Source organism: Nonomuraea sp. NPDC003754 (genome assembly GCF_053605785.1).
Genome location: NZ_JBSGJX010000012.1, coordinates 1 through 16,035, shown reverse-complemented (window position 1 = coordinate 16,035; position 16,035 = coordinate 1). Strand labels below are relative to the sequence as shown.

The 16,035-nt window shown below is 71.8% G+C and carries 15 protein-coding genes; 12 read left to right on the top strand and 3 right to left on the bottom strand.

Going from position 1 to position 16,035, the window contains the following annotated elements; all coding sequences use genetic code 11:
- Positions 1 to 6 precede the first annotated feature (6 nt).
- The 5 genes from ACWEVS_RS16950 (at position 7) to ACWEVS_RS16930 (ending at position 7,032) form a co-directional block, all read left to right on the top strand.
- Positions 7 to 2,022, top strand: coding sequence for a hydantoinase/oxoprolinase family protein (locus tag ACWEVS_RS16950; protein ID WP_452552228.1), 2,016 nt, complete (start codon positions 7 to 9; stop codon positions 2,020 to 2,022).
- Positions 2,019 to 3,821: a hydantoinase B/oxoprolinase family protein gene (locus tag ACWEVS_RS16945; protein ID WP_452552226.1), complete on the top strand. Its 1,803-nt coding sequence runs from the start codon at positions 2,019 to 2,021 to the stop codon at positions 3,819 to 3,821. Before ACWEVS_RS16950 ends, ACWEVS_RS16945 begins: the two co-directional genes overlap by 4 nt.
- A 131-nt stretch (positions 3,822 to 3,952) precedes the next feature.
- Complete coding sequence (locus ACWEVS_RS16940; RefSeq protein ID WP_452552223.1) at positions 3,953 to 4,843, top strand: Gfo/Idh/MocA family protein; 891 nt, start codon at positions 3,953 to 3,955, stop codon at positions 4,841 to 4,843.
- A 72-nt stretch (positions 4,844 to 4,915) separates the two neighbouring features.
- Positions 4,916 to 5,923 (top strand): NAD-dependent epimerase/dehydratase family protein, encoded by a 1,008-nt coding sequence (locus ACWEVS_RS16935; RefSeq protein WP_452552222.1) that lies wholly within the window; start codon positions 4,916 to 4,918, stop codon positions 5,921 to 5,923.
- Positions 5,924 to 5,955: 32 nt separating this feature from the next.
- Positions 5,956 to 7,032 carry a dihydrodipicolinate synthase family protein gene (locus ACWEVS_RS16930; protein WP_452552220.1) on the top strand — a complete coding sequence of 359 codons (1,077 nt, stop codon included), beginning with the start codon at positions 5,956 to 5,958 and terminating at the stop codon, positions 7,030 to 7,032.
- Here ACWEVS_RS16930 and ACWEVS_RS16925 read toward each other — a convergent pair.
- On the bottom strand, positions 7,029 to 8,234 hold the full coding sequence (locus ACWEVS_RS16925) for a hypothetical protein (protein WP_452552218.1): 1,206 nt from the start codon (positions 8,232 to 8,234) through the stop codon (positions 7,029 to 7,031). The two genes, ACWEVS_RS16930 and ACWEVS_RS16925, sit on opposite strands and share 4 nt — an antisense overlap.
- A gap of 47 nt (positions 8,235 to 8,281) precedes the next feature.
- On the opposite strand from ACWEVS_RS16925, the gene ACWEVS_RS16920 reads away from it, so the two are divergent.
- The 7 genes from ACWEVS_RS16920 (at position 8,282) to ACWEVS_RS16890 (ending at position 14,562) form a co-directional block, all read left to right on the top strand.
- Positions 8,282 to 9,565: a DegT/DnrJ/EryC1/StrS family aminotransferase gene (locus ACWEVS_RS16920; protein ID WP_452552216.1), complete on the top strand. Its 1,284-nt coding sequence runs from the start codon at positions 8,282 to 8,284 to the stop codon at positions 9,563 to 9,565.
- Positions 9,566 to 9,627: 62 nt separating this feature from the next.
- On the top strand, positions 9,628 to 10,878 hold the full coding sequence (locus ACWEVS_RS16915) for an ABC transporter substrate-binding protein (RefSeq protein WP_452414096.1): 1,251 nt from the start codon (positions 9,628 to 9,630) through the stop codon (positions 10,876 to 10,878).
- 75 nt (positions 10,879 to 10,953) lie between these two features.
- On the top strand, positions 10,954 to 11,820 hold the full coding sequence (locus ACWEVS_RS16910; protein ID WP_452552215.1) for a carbohydrate ABC transporter permease: 867 nt from the start codon (positions 10,954 to 10,956) through the stop codon (positions 11,818 to 11,820).
- The gene (locus tag ACWEVS_RS16905; RefSeq protein WP_452552213.1) at positions 11,817 to 12,680 is read left to right on the top strand and encodes a carbohydrate ABC transporter permease; all 864 of its coding nucleotides are present in this window, start codon (positions 11,817 to 11,819) and stop codon (positions 12,678 to 12,680) included. The genes ACWEVS_RS16910 and ACWEVS_RS16905 overlap by 4 nt, the downstream gene beginning before the upstream one ends.
- Positions 12,681 to 12,742: 62 nt before the next feature.
- On the top strand, positions 12,743 to 13,837 hold the full coding sequence (locus ACWEVS_RS16900) for a dihydrodipicolinate synthase family protein (protein WP_452552211.1): 1,095 nt from the start codon (positions 12,743 to 12,745) through the stop codon (positions 13,835 to 13,837).
- 54 nt (positions 13,838 to 13,891) lie between these two features.
- The gene (locus ACWEVS_RS16895) at positions 13,892 to 14,152 is read left to right on the top strand and encodes a CopG family transcriptional regulator (RefSeq protein ID WP_452414092.1); all 261 of its coding nucleotides are present in this window, start codon (positions 13,892 to 13,894) and stop codon (positions 14,150 to 14,152) included.
- A complete protein-coding gene (locus ACWEVS_RS16890) occupies positions 14,152 to 14,562 on the top strand; it encodes a PIN domain-containing protein (protein ID WP_452552359.1) in 411 nt (136 codons plus the stop codon). The genes ACWEVS_RS16895 and ACWEVS_RS16890 overlap by 1 nt, the downstream gene beginning before the upstream one ends.
- Before the next feature lie 85 nt (positions 14,563 to 14,647).
- Here ACWEVS_RS16890 and ACWEVS_RS16885 read toward each other — a convergent pair whose 3' ends face one another.
- Positions 14,648 to 15,388: an amidohydrolase family protein gene (locus ACWEVS_RS16885; protein WP_449924082.1), complete on the bottom strand. Its 741-nt coding sequence runs from the start codon at positions 15,386 to 15,388 to the stop codon at positions 14,648 to 14,650.
- Positions 15,385 to 15,951 carry an amidohydrolase family protein gene (locus tag ACWEVS_RS16880; protein ID WP_452552209.1) on the bottom strand — a complete coding sequence of 189 codons (567 nt, stop codon included), beginning with the start codon at positions 15,949 to 15,951 and terminating at the stop codon, positions 15,385 to 15,387. Before ACWEVS_RS16880 ends, ACWEVS_RS16885 begins: the two co-directional genes overlap by 4 nt.
- Positions 15,952 to 16,035 lie beyond the last annotated feature (84 nt).

The window sequence follows — 16,035 nt, the reverse complement described above, 5'->3', positions numbered from 1 at the left end:
GAACCCATGCGCATCGGAGTGGACACCGGCGGCACGTTCACCGACGTCGTCGCGGTCGACGAGCGGACCGGCGAGATCTTCACGACCAAGACCCCCTCGACTCCCGCCAACCCCGCCGACGGCTTCATGGCGGGCATCGAGAAGGTGGGCGGCGGGCCGGTCACCGGGCTCGTCCACGGCACCACCGTGGCGACCAACCAGCTGCTCGAGGACAGGATCGCCGACCTGGGCTTCGTGACCACCGAGGGGTTCGAGTTCATCCTGGAGATCGCCAGGCAGAGCGTGCCCGACGGCTACGGCAACTCCTACTTCTGGGTCAAGCCGCCGCGGATCGTCCCGGTGCACCGGGTCAGGACCGTCGGCGGCCGGCTCGACCACCTCGGCGGGGAGGTCAGGCCGTTCGACGAGGATCAGGCCGTCGAGGTCGCCCGCTGGTTCAGGGACCAGGGGATCAGCGCGATCGGCGTGTGCTTCCTGCACTCCTACGCCGACCCCGCGCACGAGCTGCGCATGCGGGAGGTGCTCGAGCGGGAGCACCCCGAGGCGGTGGTGTCGCTGTCGAGCGACGTGCTGCGCGAGTACAGGGAGTACGAGCGGTCGGTCACCACCCTGGTCGACGCGGCCGTCAAGCCGGCGATGCGGCGCTACATCGCCAACCTGTCCGAACGGCTCGGCATGCCGTACGCGGTGATGAAGTCCAACGGCGGCGTGCTGAGCGCCGCCGAGGTGGTGCACCAGCCGATCACCACCGTGCTGTCGGGCCCGGCGGCCGGCGCGCTGGGCGCCGCGCTGATCGCCTCCACGGCCGGGCAGCCGTCGGTGATCACGCTGGACGGCGGCGGCACCTCCACCGACGTGGCGGTGATCGTGGACGGGGAGCCCTCGCTGACCACCGAGGGGTCGATCGGGCGCTACCCGTGCAAGATCCCCATGATCGACATCGTGACCGTGGGCGCGGGCGGCGGCTCCATCGCGTGGATCTCGCCCGAGGGGACGCTCAAGGTGGGGCCCAAGTCCGCGGGCGCCGATCCCGGCCCGCTGTGCTACGGCAAGGGCGGCGGCGACGTGACGGTCACCGACGCGCACGTCTTCCTCGGCCGGATCCCGCCGCACCTGCTCGGCGGGGAGATCCCACTCGACCGCGAGGCGGCGCGGCAGGGAATGGAGGCGCTGGCGGGCAAGCTGGGCATCACCCCTGAACGCACCGCGACGGGCATCCTGGAGATCAGCGCCTTCAACCAGTGCAACGCGATCCGCCAGATCACCGTCAAGCGCGGACTCGACGTGCGCGACTTCCCGCTCGTGACGTTCGGCGGTTCGGGGCCGCTGCTGGCCTGCCGCCTGATCGACATCCTGAACCTGCCCGCCGTCGTCGTGCCGCCCGACCCCGGCAACGTCTCGGCGTTCGGGCTGCTCACCGTGGACGTCAAGAACGACTACGTCCGCACCCACGTCACCCGCGAACCCGACGCGGACGCGCTGGCCGCCGTCTTCGCCGACCTGGAGGGCCAGGCCGTCGAGGCGCTCGAGCGGGAGGGCTTCACCTCGCCCGTCTGCCAGCGCGGCGCCGACCTGCGCTACTACGGCCAGGCCTACGAGGTGCGCGTGTCAGCGCCGCCCGGCCCTCCTGACGACCGCTGGCAGGCGGAGGTGGTCGCCCGCTTCCACGAGGCGCACGAGCGGCTCTACGGCTACGGCTACCGCGACGATCCCCGTCACGCCGTCGAGTGGGTCAACCTGCGGGTGTCCGGCATCGGGCCCATCACCCGTCCCACGATCCCCGTGCGGCCCGGCCGCGACCGGCCGCCCGCAGAGCCGGGCAGCCGTCCCGTCTCCTTCGAGGACGCAGGGTGGGCCGCCTGCCCCGTGCACCCGCGCGCCACGCTGTTCGCCGGAGACGTGGTCCGCGGCCCCGCCGTCATCGAGGAGTACGGCTCGACGCTGCCGCTGCACCCCGGCTTCACCGCCACGTGCGACGCCCACGGCAACCTGATCGTCCGCAAGGAAGGGACCGCCCCGTGACCGCCGACCCGATCCTCGTCGAGATCGTCGAGGGCACCCTCGCCTCCGTGGAGAAGGAGGTCGAGACCGCCATCGCGCGCACCGCCCGCTCCCCGATGATCCGCGACGCCCACGACTTCCGCGCCGGTATCCACGACGTCAGGCTGCGCAAGCTCACCGGCCGCTCCTACTCCGCGCTCGTCCAGCCGATCGTGCGTGACTTCCCCGTCGAGACCATGAACCCCGGCGACGTGTTCTTCCACAACGACGTCTACCTGTCCGAGGGCGGCATCGGCCACCTGCCCGACCTCTGCGTGACCGTCCCGGTCTTCCACGCCGGCGAGGTGGTGGCCTTCGTGCAGGCCTTCGGCCACCACGACGACATCGGCGGCGCCGTACCGGGCAGCATGCCCTCCCACGCGCGGTCGGTCTTCGAGGAGGGGCTGATGGTCCCGCCGATCAGGCTCTGGGACCGCGGGGTGCCCAACGAGGCGGCGCTGCGGATCATGACCCGCAACTCCCGGATGCCCGACTCGCTGGCCGGCGACCTCGACGCCGAGTGCTCGGCCTGCCTGATGGGCGCGCGCAGGCTGGGAGAGCTGTTCGACCGGTACGGCAAGGCGGCCGTCGAGGAGTGCTTCGACGCCATCATCGCCAACACCACGGAGACCTTCCGCAGGGAACTGCTGTCGAAGATCCCGCTCGGCACCTACGTCTGGGAGGACTACGCCGAGCACGACGGCGTCGACGAGCCGCGCCTGCACACCCAGCGCATCACGCTCACCCGGCTTGAGGACCGCCTGGTGATCGACTTCACCGGCACCTCGCCGCAGGCCAAGGGGCCGATCAACCACGCGGGCGACTACGCCGACGGGGTTTTCCTGAAGAAGTGGCTGGCGCCGATCCTGCGCAACCTGGCCGACACCCCGGCGCGGATGGCGGAGCTCGACGTCAACGAGGGGGTCGTCCCGCTCATCGAGATGAGGTTCCCCGAGAAGGGGACGCTGCTGACGCCGATCTTCCCCGCGCCGACCAACGCCAGGACCTTCGTCATCCTGCGGCTGCTGGGCGTGCTGGCCGGGGTGCTGGCCAAGGCCACCGGCGGCCGGATGCCCGCCGACCAGGAGACGATCAGGTACACCGGGGTCTACGGCGAGGACGCCGACGGCGTGCCGTACCTGATGAGGGAGGTGCTGGGCGGCGGCTCAGGCGGCCGGTGGTACGCCGACGGGGAGGACACCATCCACGTCGTGCCCGACTCGCGCAACATCCCGGTGGAGTTCGCCGAGGCGCGCTGGCCGTTCCGGGTGGAGCGGCTCGGGCTCGCGGTCGACTCCGGCGGTCCGGGGCTGTTCCGCGGCGGGCTGGGCTACGACAAGCACATCAGGATGCTGCGCGACGCCTCCTACATGTCGATCGCCGACCGGTCGATCCTGTCGTGCTGGGGGGTCAACGGCGGGCGGGCGGGGCGGCCCTTCACCGTCTCGGTGGCGGGACGCGAGATGGAGGGGCTGGTCGACGACCACCCCGTGCCGGCCGGCGAGATCATCCGCATCCGCACCACGGGAGGCGGCGGCTGGGGCTCGCCGTACGAGCGCGACCCGCGGCGCGTGGCCGACGACGTGCGCGACGGGAAGGTGTCGGTGCGGGGGGCGCGGGAGGACTACGGCGTGGTCCTGGCCGGCGGCGTGGTCGACGAGAAGGCCACGGCGGAGCTGCGCGCCGGGCTCGCCGCCACGCCCGCCACGTTCTTCGACCGGGGGCCCGGGTATCCGAGGCTGGCGGGCGGCCGGACCGCGGCGGAGGTGGACCAGCCCTGACGCGGGCGCGGGGGCGTGCCGGGCCGATCATGCTCTTCCTGGGCGGGGAGGACCGGCCCTGACGCGGGCGCGGGGGTGTGCCGGGTCGGGGGTGCCATGATGGCGCGCATTCCCGAATTGGAGGACACACCGTGCGTATCGCTCTGGCCGGGTTGGCCACCAGCCACCCCTACACCGACGCCCGTACCCTGGCCCGCCACGCCGAGCTCGTCGTGTGGGAGCAGGACCCCGACCGGCTGCGGCGCTTCACCGACGAGCATCCCGGCGCCAAGGTGGCATCCAGCCTCGACGACCTGCTCGGCACCGGCCCCGACGGGGTGGTGCTCACCGTGCCGAACCCGCAGGCCCCCCGGGCGCTCGAAGCGGTCCTGGCGACCGGCGCGCCGGTGTTCATGAACAAGCCCGCCGCCGCCACCCGCGCCCAGCTCGACGCGCTCGACCGGCTGGAGATCACCGACAGGGTGCTGTCCACGTCGGTGCTCCGCTTCGCGCCCGCCTTCACCGCGGCCACGGTGGACCCCGCCTCCGTGCTGTCGGTGCGCGCCACCGTCCGGCACGACGTCGGGATCTGGGCGACCGGCTACAACCCGTGGCAGGACACCCCCGGCGAGGGCGGCGGCACGATGGTCACGATGGGCATCCACGGCGTCGAGCTGCTGGTCGCCCTGCTCGGCCCGGCCGTACGGCTGGCCGGCGCGGCCGGCGCCGTCAGGCACTACACGGGCCTGCGCTCGGAGGACACCGGTGTCATGGCGCTGCGCTGGGACAGCGGCGTCACCGGCACCGTGGAGATCATCGGCGTGTCGGAGTCCGAGGCCTACACGGTGACCGTTCACACCAGGGAAGGCTCGCGGGAGATCGTCATCGAGGGCGGCGACGACGTCCTCAAGGGCCTCGGGTACGAGGGCACCGTCGAGGCGTTCCTGGCCATGGTGGGCGGCGCGCCGAGCCCCGTTCCATGGGCGCAGACCAGGGCGATCCTCGACGTCCTCGTCCGCGCGCGTCAGGCCGTACCGGCCTGACCCGCCCGCACCCCATTGACAGGGCGAGACTCTCGAAGTTACGGTCTGGACCGTAAATGAGAGGAGTTCGGGGTGCGGACGGTAGTGGAGCTCGAGGAGCGGCTCGCGCGGCCCGGCGAGGGGCTGATCGCCGACATGGCCAGACTCGACGGCGACATCATGATCCTTGGCGCGGGCGGGAAGCTCGGGCCCAGCCTGGTCAGGCTGGCGCTCAACGCCACCAAGGGCGACCGGCGGATCGTGGCGGTGTCCAGGTTCTCCGAGCCGGGCCTGGCCGACGCCCTCACGGCGGAGGGGGCCACGGTGGTCAGCGCCGACGTGGCCGACGAGCAGGCGCTGCGCGACCTGCCCGACGTGGAGAACGTGGTGTTCCTGGTGGGCGCCAAGTTCGGCACGCAGGGCGCCGAGCACGCCACCTGGTTCACCAACTCCTACCTGCCCGGGCGGGTCGCCGACCGGTTCAGGGACAGCAGGATCGCGGCGCTGTCGACCGGCAACGTCTACCCGCTGGTCCCGGTGACCAGCGCGGGCGCCACCGAGGAGACGCCCACCGACCCGGTGGGCGAGTACGCGATGAGCTGCCTCGGCAGGGAGCGGGTCATGTCGCACTTCAGCGTGAAGTACGGCACCCGCCTGGCCCTCATCCGCCTCAACTACGCCGTCGAGATGCGCTACGGCGTGCTCGTCGACCTGGCGCAGAAGATCAACGCGGGTGAGCCCGTCGACCTGGCCACCGGCATGGCCAACGTCGTCTGGCAGGGCTACGCCAACGAGGTCACGCTCCGCTCGCTGCTGCACGCGTCCACGCCGCCGTTCGTCCTCAACCTGACCGGACCCGAGCTGATCTCGGTACGGCAGGCCGCGATCGACCTCGGCAGGGCGCTCGGCAAGCAGCCCTCCTTCGTCGGTGAGGAGGCGCCCACCGCGCTGCTGTCCAACGCGGCCAGGTGCCACCGGCTGTTCGGCTACCCCGAGCTGACCCCCGCCGAGCTGATCGAGCTCACGGCCGCCTGGATCGCCGAGGGCGGCCCGCTGCTCGGCAAGCCGACCAAGTTCGAGCGCCGCGACGGCCGGTTCTGACCAGCATGCTCATCGATCAAGGGGGAGGCGACGTGCTCAGCACGGCTCCGGAGGCGCACACGTCCGTGCGCGACCTGTTCAGGCGCGGGCTGGTCATTCCCGCGCACCCGCTCGCGCTCGACGCCGACCGCAGGCTGGACGAGCGCCGCCAGCGGGCGCTGACCCGCTACTACGTGGCGGCGGGCGCCGGCGGTCTCGCGGTGGGCGTGCACACCACGCAGTTCGCCATTCACGGCACCGCGCTGCTGCCACCCGTGCTGGAGCTGGCGGCCGAGACCGCCCGCGAGGCGGGCCGCGAGACCGCCTGCGAGGGCCGCGAGATCGTCCTGGTGGCGGGCGCGACGGGCCCGACCGCGCAGGCGGTGGCGGAGGCGGAGCTGGCCAGGTCGCTCGGCTACCACATGGTGCTGCTCAGTCCCCACCGGGAACTGGACGAGGACGCCCTGATCGAGCGCGCCCGCGCCGTGGGCGAGGTGCTGCCGGTGATCGGCTTCTACCTGCAGCCCGCGGTCGGCGGCCGTACGCTCTCGCGCGACTTCTGGACCAGGCTGGCCGCGATCGAGTCGGTCGTCGGCATCAAGGTGGCGCCGTTCGACCGCTACCGCACGCTGGACGTGCTGCACGGCGTGGTCAGGGCGGGCAGGGCCGAGCAGGTGGCGCTCTACACCGGCAACGACGACCACATCCTGGCCGACCTCATCACCACCCACCGCGTCGTCGTCGACGGCCGGCAGGTGGAGGTCGAGTTCGTCGGCGGGCTGCTCGGCCAGTGGGCGGTGTGGGTGAAGAAGGCGGTCGAGCTGCTCGACGAGGCGAAGCTGGCCCGCGCGGGCGACGACGCCGTCGTGCGCAGGCTGCTCGGCCTCGACGGTCACCTCACCGACGCCAACGCCGCCATCTTCGACTCGGCCAACGGCTTCCACGGCTGCATCCCCGGTATCCACGAGATCCTGCGCCGCCAGGGCCTGCTGGCGGGCCGCTGGTGCCTCGACCCGGCCGAGGACCTGTCTCCCGGGCAACTGGCCGAGATCGACCGCGTGTGGGCCGCCTACCCCTGGCTGCGCGACGACGACTTCGTGGCCGAGGGCCTGGACCGGTGGCTCGCCTAGAGCGTCAGCCGGTACAGGGTCAGCGGGCGGCCGCTGCTCCCGCTGGTCAGGTTCCCGGTGCGCTCGGCGAGCCCGGCCAGCTCCAGGCGGTGCAGCATGCGGCGGGCCGTCCGCTGCTGGACCGCGAGCCGTTCGGCGATCTCTCTGGTGGTCAGCGGTTCCCCGCCGGCCGCCGCGCGGGCCTCCAACAGCTTCTCCAGCGTCGGCACCGACAGGCCGACCCGGCGGGCGATCACCGAGAGGTTCTGCTCGGCGGCGGGGGTCGCGCTGACCGACTCCAGCACGATGTCGGTGTCGGCGCGCAGCGACAGCACGGCGGCCACCTCGCCGATGCGCCGGGCGCGGGCCAGCGCCCTGCGCGCCAGGCTCTCGGCCTCGGCCGCGCTGCGGCCCAGCCCGAACCCCACCCTGACCACCTGGCCGGCCGTCGCCAGGCGCGACAGCATCGGCAGCCCGGTGAAGTTGCCGGTCGCGTCGGCCAGCGGCCCGCGCGTGGTGACCAGCAGGTGCGTGCCGCCCCTGAAGGCGGCCAGCGTGCCGCCCAGCGCCGCCGCCTCCCGCAGCAGCCCCTCCTCGCTCTCGACCTCGATGAGGCCGAGGGCGATCTGCGCGTCCTCCTGCGCCTGGCCCTCCGCGGTCAGCAGCAGCTGGCGCAGCGCCACCCGCACCGAGTGGACCGACGGCGCCAGGCGCAGCACGTGCATGTCGTCGCGCAGCGCCTCGTGCACCGAGCTCAGGCAGGTGATCACCGCGTGCTCGCCGCCGCGCCGGTGGAAGGCCACGGCCTTCTTGGAGGTCATCTCCGGCCGGTAGGGGAGCGTGCGGACCTGCTCGGTCGGCAGCCCCGCCTCCTCGAACGTGGCGATGACGTCGGCGGCCGACAGGGTGTCGATGGACAGGCGCGTGATGTCCTGGCCCTCGTGCTGCAGCCGTACCAGAGCGGTCAGCAGCGTCGCCCCGGAGTAGTCGACGAACGCCGCGGGCCGGGTGAGCGCCTCGGCGTCGCGGGCCAGCATGTACGGCACGATGCCGGTGAACAGCCAGCCCTCCACCGTGGCGGCGTGCGCCTCGACGATCGCGGGTGCCTGCGACTCGTGGTCGTAGTCGAGCCGCAGCGCGGTCACGCCCGGCTGCTCCTCGCACGTGGCCGCGACGTCGTCGACCAGATCGTGCGGGCCGACGACCCCGATGACGATACCCACCCACGCCTCCCTCTGCCCTATTACGGTCAAGACCGAAAGGTTAGCTCGTGAACCCGAAGTTTCCAACCATGGCCGACCCCGAGGGCCGCACGCTCGGCGACGAGGAGGTGGCGGCCCTCGAACGGGTGATCCGTTCGGGCATGCTCAACTCCGTCTGGGGGACCGAGGGCCGAGCGCTCGAAGGCGAGATGGCGCAGCTGTACGGCTCCCGCCACGCGATCGCGTGCAGCTCCGGCACCGCGGCCCTCCATCTGTCGGTCGTGGCGGCGGCACCCGATCCCGGAGACGAGATCATCACGACGCCGATCACGGACTTCGGGACCGTGGCCCCCATCTTGGCGCAGAACGCCGTCCCTGTCTTCGCCGACGTGGACCCCGCCGACGGCAACCTCGACCCCGACGCGGTGGCCCGGCTGATCGGGCCGCGCACCAGGGCCATCATGGCCGTCCACCTGTTCGGGGCGCCCGCCAGGGTGGACGCGCTGCGGGCGCTGGCCGACGAGCACGGCCTGACGCTGATCGAGGACTGCGCCCAGGCCTGGCTCACCGAGCTCCCCGAACCATCATCCCAGGTCATGCCGGGCGGCGGCGACGATCCCAGCAGCGATCCCAGCAGTGGTTCCGGCGGCGATCCCAGCGGTGATCCCATCGGCGAGCCCGGCGGTGCGCCCGTGCGGCTCGCGGGCACCGTGGGCCACGTCGCCACCTTCAGCCTCCAGCAGTGGAAGCACATCACCTGCGGCGACGGCGGCCTGACGATCACCCAGGACGACGTCCTGGCGCGCCGGATGCGGCTGTTCTCCGACAAGGGCTGGGACCGCGCCGCCGGCCGCTCGCACGCCGGCCTCGGCCTCAACTACCGCATGACCGAACTGCAGGCCGCCGTGGCGCGCGCCCAGCTGGCCAAGCTGCCGGGCGTCCTCGGGTCCAGGCGGCGCACCGCCGTACGGCTCATCGGGGCCCTGGAGGGCCTGCCGGGAATCCGGCTGCCGCGCCCCGAGGGGCACGCCTGGTGGCTGTTCCCCCTCGTCCTGCCCGACGGCAAGGCCGGGGCGCTGGCCGGTCACCTGCGGGAGGCCGGGATTCCGGCACGGGCCGGTTACCTCGGCGAGCCGCTGAACAGGGCGCCGGTGTGGAGCGGCCCCATCTACGGCGGCTCGACCTACCCGCTGGCAGGCTACGTGCCCAACGCCTGCCCCGAGGCGGAACGGCTGGTGGCCGAAACGCTGCTGGTCATCGACTGGAACGAGCACTACACCGACGAGCACGTCGACGCCGTCGCCGAGCGGGTCAGGAGCTGGTCGCAGTCACGTTCGTGTATCGGGCATTGACCGGCCGTCTCCCCGCTCATTAGGTTTCGGTCAGGACCGGTATTCATGAAAGGAAGCCGCCGATGAGGAAGGTAGCGGCAGCCGGAATCGCGGCCGCCATGAGCGTCGTGATCGCCGGGTGCGGGTCCGGTGGCTCAGGCTCGTCGGACAAGAGCACGGTGACCCTCTGGATGTACCCCGTGATCGCGGACTCCGCCAAGAACCAGGCGTTCTGGGGCAAGGTCGAGAAGGACTTCGAGGCCGCCAACCCCACGCTCGACGTCAAGATCGACCAGCAGCCCTGGGACGGCAGGCAGGAGAAGATCACCACGGCCCTGGCCTCGAAGACGGGCTTCGACCTGGTCCTGCTCGGACCCGACCAGATCCCGCAGTACGCCCAGCAGGGCACCCTCGAACCGCTGGACGACGTGATCGCCAAGGACAGGGCCGCCTACCTGCCCAACGCGCTCACCGCGCTGACGGTCGACGGCAAGCTCTACGGCGTCCCGATCTACCAGACGATCACCGCCCCCATCTACAACAAGAAGCTCTTCGCCGAGGCCGGCGTCACCGAGGTCCCCGACACCCTCGAGGAGCTGAAGGCGGCGGCGCCCAAGCTGGCCGCCAAGAAGGTCGCGGTTCTCGACTACCCCGGCAAGCCCGAGATCTCGCTCAACCAGAGCTTCTACCCCATCTTCTGGGCCAACGGCGGCAGCGTCTTCGCCCCCGACGGCAAGACGGTCGCCTTCAACGGCCCCGAGGGCGTGCAGAGCCTGCAGTTCCTGCTCGACCTGAAGGCCGCCGGCGGCCTGCCGGAGAACACCGCGAGCAAGGGCAACGACATCGAGGGCGGCTCGCTGGCCGGCGGCAAGACCGCGATGTACCACGCGGCCACCGCGGGCATGGCCGACCAGCTCGGCGCCGCGATCGGCCAGGAGAACGTGGGCATCGGCCTGCCGCTCGAGGGCAGCAAGCGGGTCGCCTTCGGCATCCCCGGCGGCCTCGTCGTCGCCAAGCACTCCAAGAACCAGGAGGCCGCCAAGAAGCTGGCGGCCTACATCGCCGGCCCCGTGGTGGGGGCCGAACTGGCCAAGGAGTCCGGCTTCTTCTCCGCGCGGACCGACGTGACGATCCCCGGCCAGAGCGAGGCCTCGAAGGAGTTCGCCAAGTCGCTGGAGTTCGCCTTCCCCGGTGACACGCACCCCAAGGCCCGCCAGGTGATGGCCATGGTCGCCGCGCACATCCAGGCGGCGCTGCTCGGCAAGGAGGATGCCAAGACCGCCCTCGACGCCGCGGCGAAGGAGGCCAACGAGCTGCTGTCCAGCGGCAGCTGACACGATCGGGGGCCTTCCCTCGGGAAGGCCCCCGCTTTTCTGGGCCCCCGCTTTTCTGGAAAGGTGTGAACCCCGGTGCGTCATCGCCTGCGCGACCCGGTCACTGGACTGCTGTTCGTCCTGCCCGTCCTCGTCCTCTTCCTGATCTTCCGGATCTTCCCCACCCTGGGTGCGGCGGGCATGAGCCTCACCAACTGGAACATCGGCGGAGAATGGGACGTCGTCGGCGCCGACAACTACGTCCGGCTGTGGAACGACCCGAACTTCTGGGCCAGCCTGCGGGTCACCCTGGTCTACGCGGCGATCTTCGTGCCGCTGACGGTCGGCGTCTCGCTCGCCACCGCGCTGCTCCTCAACGCGGTGATCTTCATGCGGGGCCTGTTCCGCAGCATGCTCTTCCTCCCCTACGTGACCAGCTTCGTGTTCGCGGGCATCATCTGGCGCTGGATCTACGAGTTCGACGGGCTACTCAACGGCCTGCTCGCCAAGCTCGACCTCGGCCCCCTCCAGGTGCTGGAGGACTCGGCCCTGGCGCTGCCCGCGCTGGCGATCGTCTCCTGCTGGAAGGGGTTCGGCTACTCGATGCTGATCCTGCTGGCCGGCCTGAAGGCCATCCCCGGCTCCTACATGGAAGCGGCCAGGGTCGACGGCGCCGGCGCGTGGCAGCGCTTCCGCCGCATCACGCTGCCGCTGCTCAAGCCCGTCCTGTTCTTCGTCCTGGTCATCGAGACGATCAGCTCCTTCCAGGTCTTCGACACCATCTACGTGATGACCGGCGGCGGCCCCGCCAAGGCCAGCTACACCCTCATCTACGGCATCTACGAGCGCGGCTTCAGGTTCTTCGAGTTCGGCTACGCGGCCACCTGGGGCATGGTGCTGTTCGTCATCGTGCTGGCCATCTCGCTGCTCCAGCGCCGCTTCCTCGGCAGGGGGAACACATGACGCTGACCGCCACCCGTCCCGCCGCCGCCACCGCGGCCGCCAGGGTGAAGCGCCGGCGGCCCCGCGGCACGTGGGCGCTGTACACCCTGCTGGCGGTGCTGTCGCTGCTGACGCTCGCGCCGTTCGTCGCGATGGTCGTCGTGGCGCTCAGCCCCCGGGGCAAGCCCACCGTCCCGCTCCAGTGGCCCGAGTCGCTCACCTTCGACAACATCGCGCAGGTGCTGTCGGCCTCCGGGTTCGCGCAGTGGACGCTCAACTCGCTGATCTACTCGGCCGTCTCCGTCGTGATCATCCTGATCACCGCCTCGATGGCCGGCTACGCCTTCGCCAAGAAGCGCTTCCCCGGGCGCGACGCCATGCTCTGGACGTTCCTCGCCACCATGATGGTGCCCTTCCAGGCGACGCTGATCCCGGTGTTCGTGCTGATCTCCGACCTGGGCGGCGTCGACACCTTCTGGGGCCTGATCGTGCCGACACTGGCCAACTCGCAGGCCGTCTTCCTGATGCGCCAGTTCATCCTGGGGCTGCCCGACGAGCTGTTCGACGCGGCCAAGGTCGACGGCGCCTCCGAGCTGCGCGTCTACTGGACGATCGTGGTGCCGCTGACCAAGCCGATCATGGCCACGCTGGGCGTGTTCGTGTTCCTGTGGCACTGGAACGACTTCCTGTGGCCGCTGGTCATCGCGCAGAGCGACGCCACCAGGACGCTCACGGTCGGCCTGACGATCCTGCGCACCGAGGAGCTGCAGTGGTCGATGGTCATGTCCTCCGCGGCCATCTCGGCCGTGCCCTGCCTGCTGGTGTTCTTCCTGCTGCAGCGGTACCTGGTCAACAGCATCGCGATGACCGGCCTGAAGTAGCCGGCGCGCCGCCCGGCCGGGACGCCCTACGCTTGACGCCCATGTCCGGTGAGGGAGCGATCATGAGCACGGCAATCGACACGCGGGCCGCCCGGCTGCGCGACCGCCTGCGCGGCGCGCTGGTGGCCGCCGCCGCGACCCCGATGACCCGCGCGGGCGAGGTGGACCTCGACATCGCCGAGCGCTACTTCCACCGGCTCGTCGCCACCGGTGCCGACGCCCTCGCCATCCTGGCCCACACCGGCCGGGGCCCGTTCCTGCCGCCCGAGCTCAGGCGGGAGCTGATCCTGCGCGCCCGCACCGCCGGCGTCCCCGTCATCGTGGGCGTCGGCGGCGCCCCGGCCCCGGCCGTCCCCTCCGGCGCGGCCCCGCACCCACGCGCTGCCCCGGAGTCGCGTCCCGGGCCCAGGGAAGGCACGGGCGGGGGACCGGACCCCGCCCCGCGCTCGGCCGCCGCTCAGGAGTCAGGTCTGACGATGCACACGGGCGGCCGGCCACGGGAAGGCGCGGATCGCGCGGCATCTCCTGTGGAGGGCGAGGGGGCGGTCGAGAGGACCGTGGCGGATGCACGGATGGCCGCCGAACTCGGCGCGGACGGCGTCCTCGTGTTCCCCTCACCGGGCGACCGGCTGGCCGAGCACGAGGCCGTGTGGCAGGCCGCCGGGCTGCCGATGATCGCCTTCGACCTGTACACCGCTCCCTGTCCGCCCGCCGTCCTCGACCAGATCCTGCGCCACCCGGGCGTCGCGGGCCTCAAGACGGCGCTGCTGTCGGACGCCATGGGCTGCCAGGAGACGATCGCCATGACGCGCGAGGCGGGAAGGCTGGCGATCACGGGGGAGGACCGCATGTTCGGCCCCTCCCTGCTGTGGGGCGCCGAGGCCGCGCTCGTCGGCATCGCGGCGGCCTCGGTGGCGGCGACGGCCGAGGTGATGCGCGCCTTCCAGGGCGACGACCTGCGCGCCTTCGAGAAGGCGTCGGCGCGGCTCGACCGGCTCGCCGCGGCCACCTTCACCGCGCCGATGGAGGGCTACGTCCAGCGCATGCTCTGGCTGGCCGCCGACGAGGGGCTGATCCCTGAATCTCACGCCCACGACCCGTTCGGCCCCGGGCTGTCCGACACCGAACGCCCCGCGGTCCTCGCCGCGTCCGCCTGACGCCCGTCGAAGATCTCCCCTGGCGAAGGGGGTATCGCGGGTAGCATAAGTGGCATGAGTGAGCCTACTCAGAAGTATTCGATCACCATGCCCCGTGACATCGCGGAAGCCGCACGTGCTCGTAGTGGCCACTCCGGGCTCTCCGCGTACGTCACCGCCGCAGTGGCCCGCCAGATCGAGCGTGACAACCTCAACGAGCTCATCGCTGTCGCAGAGGCCGAACACGGTCCGATCACAGACGAAGAGGTTCAGGCGCGGCGAGACCAGCTTCAACGTGCCCGCGGGCGGCTGGGCTCGGGAACGACCGCCGCGTGATGGCGCTCCAGGCCACCCCTGGAGGCACCCTCGTCCTGGACAGCGAGGCGCTCGCGAAGGCCGTTCTTCGGGATCGGGAGCTGACCGCGTGGCTCTCCCTGGCCAAGGCCGACGACCTGCGCGTCATCACGAGCGCGGCCACCCTCGTCGAGGTGGTTCATCCGCGAATCAGGCGACCCGCGCTCGAATGGACCTTGTCCCGCGTCGTCGTGGAACCTGTCACGGAGCCCCTCGCGAGACAGGCGGCGGCGCTTCTGGCGGATGCGGGCCTGCACGGTCACAAGCACGCCATCGACGCCATGCTCTGTGCCACCGCCCTTGCCGCTCCAGGTCAGGCCGTCGTGCTCACTTCTGACCCTGACGACCTCTCAGCCCTCTGCGGCGACCGCGTCGTCGTCATCAAGATCTGACCCATCGACGAACCCCGCGAGGGCGAGCCGGTCAGGACGGCAGGCCGTAGGGGGAGACGGCGATGCCGACCAGGTTGCTCGACGGTCAGCTTCGACGCGCCGCCGAAAGGTCGAGTCCGAACAGCCGTACGGCATTGCGCCACGCGATGGCCTCGGCGGCGGCGGGGGAGAGGTTCGCCGCCGCGACGGCACCGAAGGCCGAGGCCGGATCGATGAGCGTCGAGTCGGTGCCGAACAGCAGGCGGTCCTGGTCGACGGCCTCGACCACGGCTGCGATGCGACCCGCGGGCGCGTGGGAGAAGCACGGTTCGAGGTAGAGCCGGTCGCAGGCGGCCGCGGCCTCGATCGCGTGGCGGTAGCCGTCGGCGCCCATGTGCCCGGCGATCGCCCGCAGCCCGGGGGTGTCGAGGCAGACCTGCGCCAGGTCGAGCACCGACGGGCCCCAGGTGTGGACGAGGGCCGGGACGTCGCGCGAGGCCACCAGGGCCAGGGCCGCGCGCAGCTGGGGCGAGGTGACCGGGGAGCCGGTGTAGTCGGTGTGGATCTTCACGCCGACGAAGCGCCCGGTCGGCAGGTACTCGTCGAGGTCCCGCTCGGCGTCGGCCAGCCGGCGGGGGTTGACGGTGACATAGCCGTAGTGGCGGTCGGTCCGGGCGAGCCAGGCGTCCAGGGCCCGGTTGCCGGAGGCGGCGTCGTAGATGACCGCCTCGGTGGCCGACACGATGGACACGTCGATCCCGTAGCGGTCCATGGTGGCCCGGTTGGCCTCGGCCACGTCCATGGTGAAGAACCACGGGCCCCAGTGCGCGTGCACGTCGACGATCATCCGAACAGCCTCCTCGCGTTGCCGCCCGCCACGGCGGCGATCTCGTCGGGCTTCAGGCCGCTGGTCGCCAGCCGCAGCAGCGGGACGAGCGGTTCGTAGTGGGGGGTGCGGGAGCCGTACAGCAGCCGGTCGGCGGGGACGCTCTCCAGCGCGTCGGGCGAGTTGAGCAGCCGCGTGGAGGTGTGGAAACCCGGCTCGTCGGCGGCCACCACCAGGAAGTCGCCCAGGTGGTAGAAGTGCGTGTCGAGGAAGACGACCTTCGCCTCGAGCCCGGAGAACGGCTGCCAGAACCGGCGCACGTCGCCGCCGGTCAGCACCACCAGGCCGAGCGCCGCCGCCCGCCTGGCGACGTGCCGTACCGACGGGAAGCCCGCCTCGACGCCCTGCTCGTCGGGGAAGAGCCGGACGGCCCGCACCCCGAGGGCGGCCAGCCGTTCCATCTCGCGCACCGAGCCGATGGGGTCGCGCAGGTCGAGCGCGCCCACCGGGACGGCTCCCTCCAGCGCGAGCACCTCGGCGTTGCCCGAGCGCATGTCGAACAGCGCCGCCCGCAGCGACGCCATGGCCCCGGCCTGCCTCGGCGGTCAGCTCGCCGAACCGCCTGCTGAACCCGCCGATGACCGACAGGTCGGTGGTGTAGCGGCCCA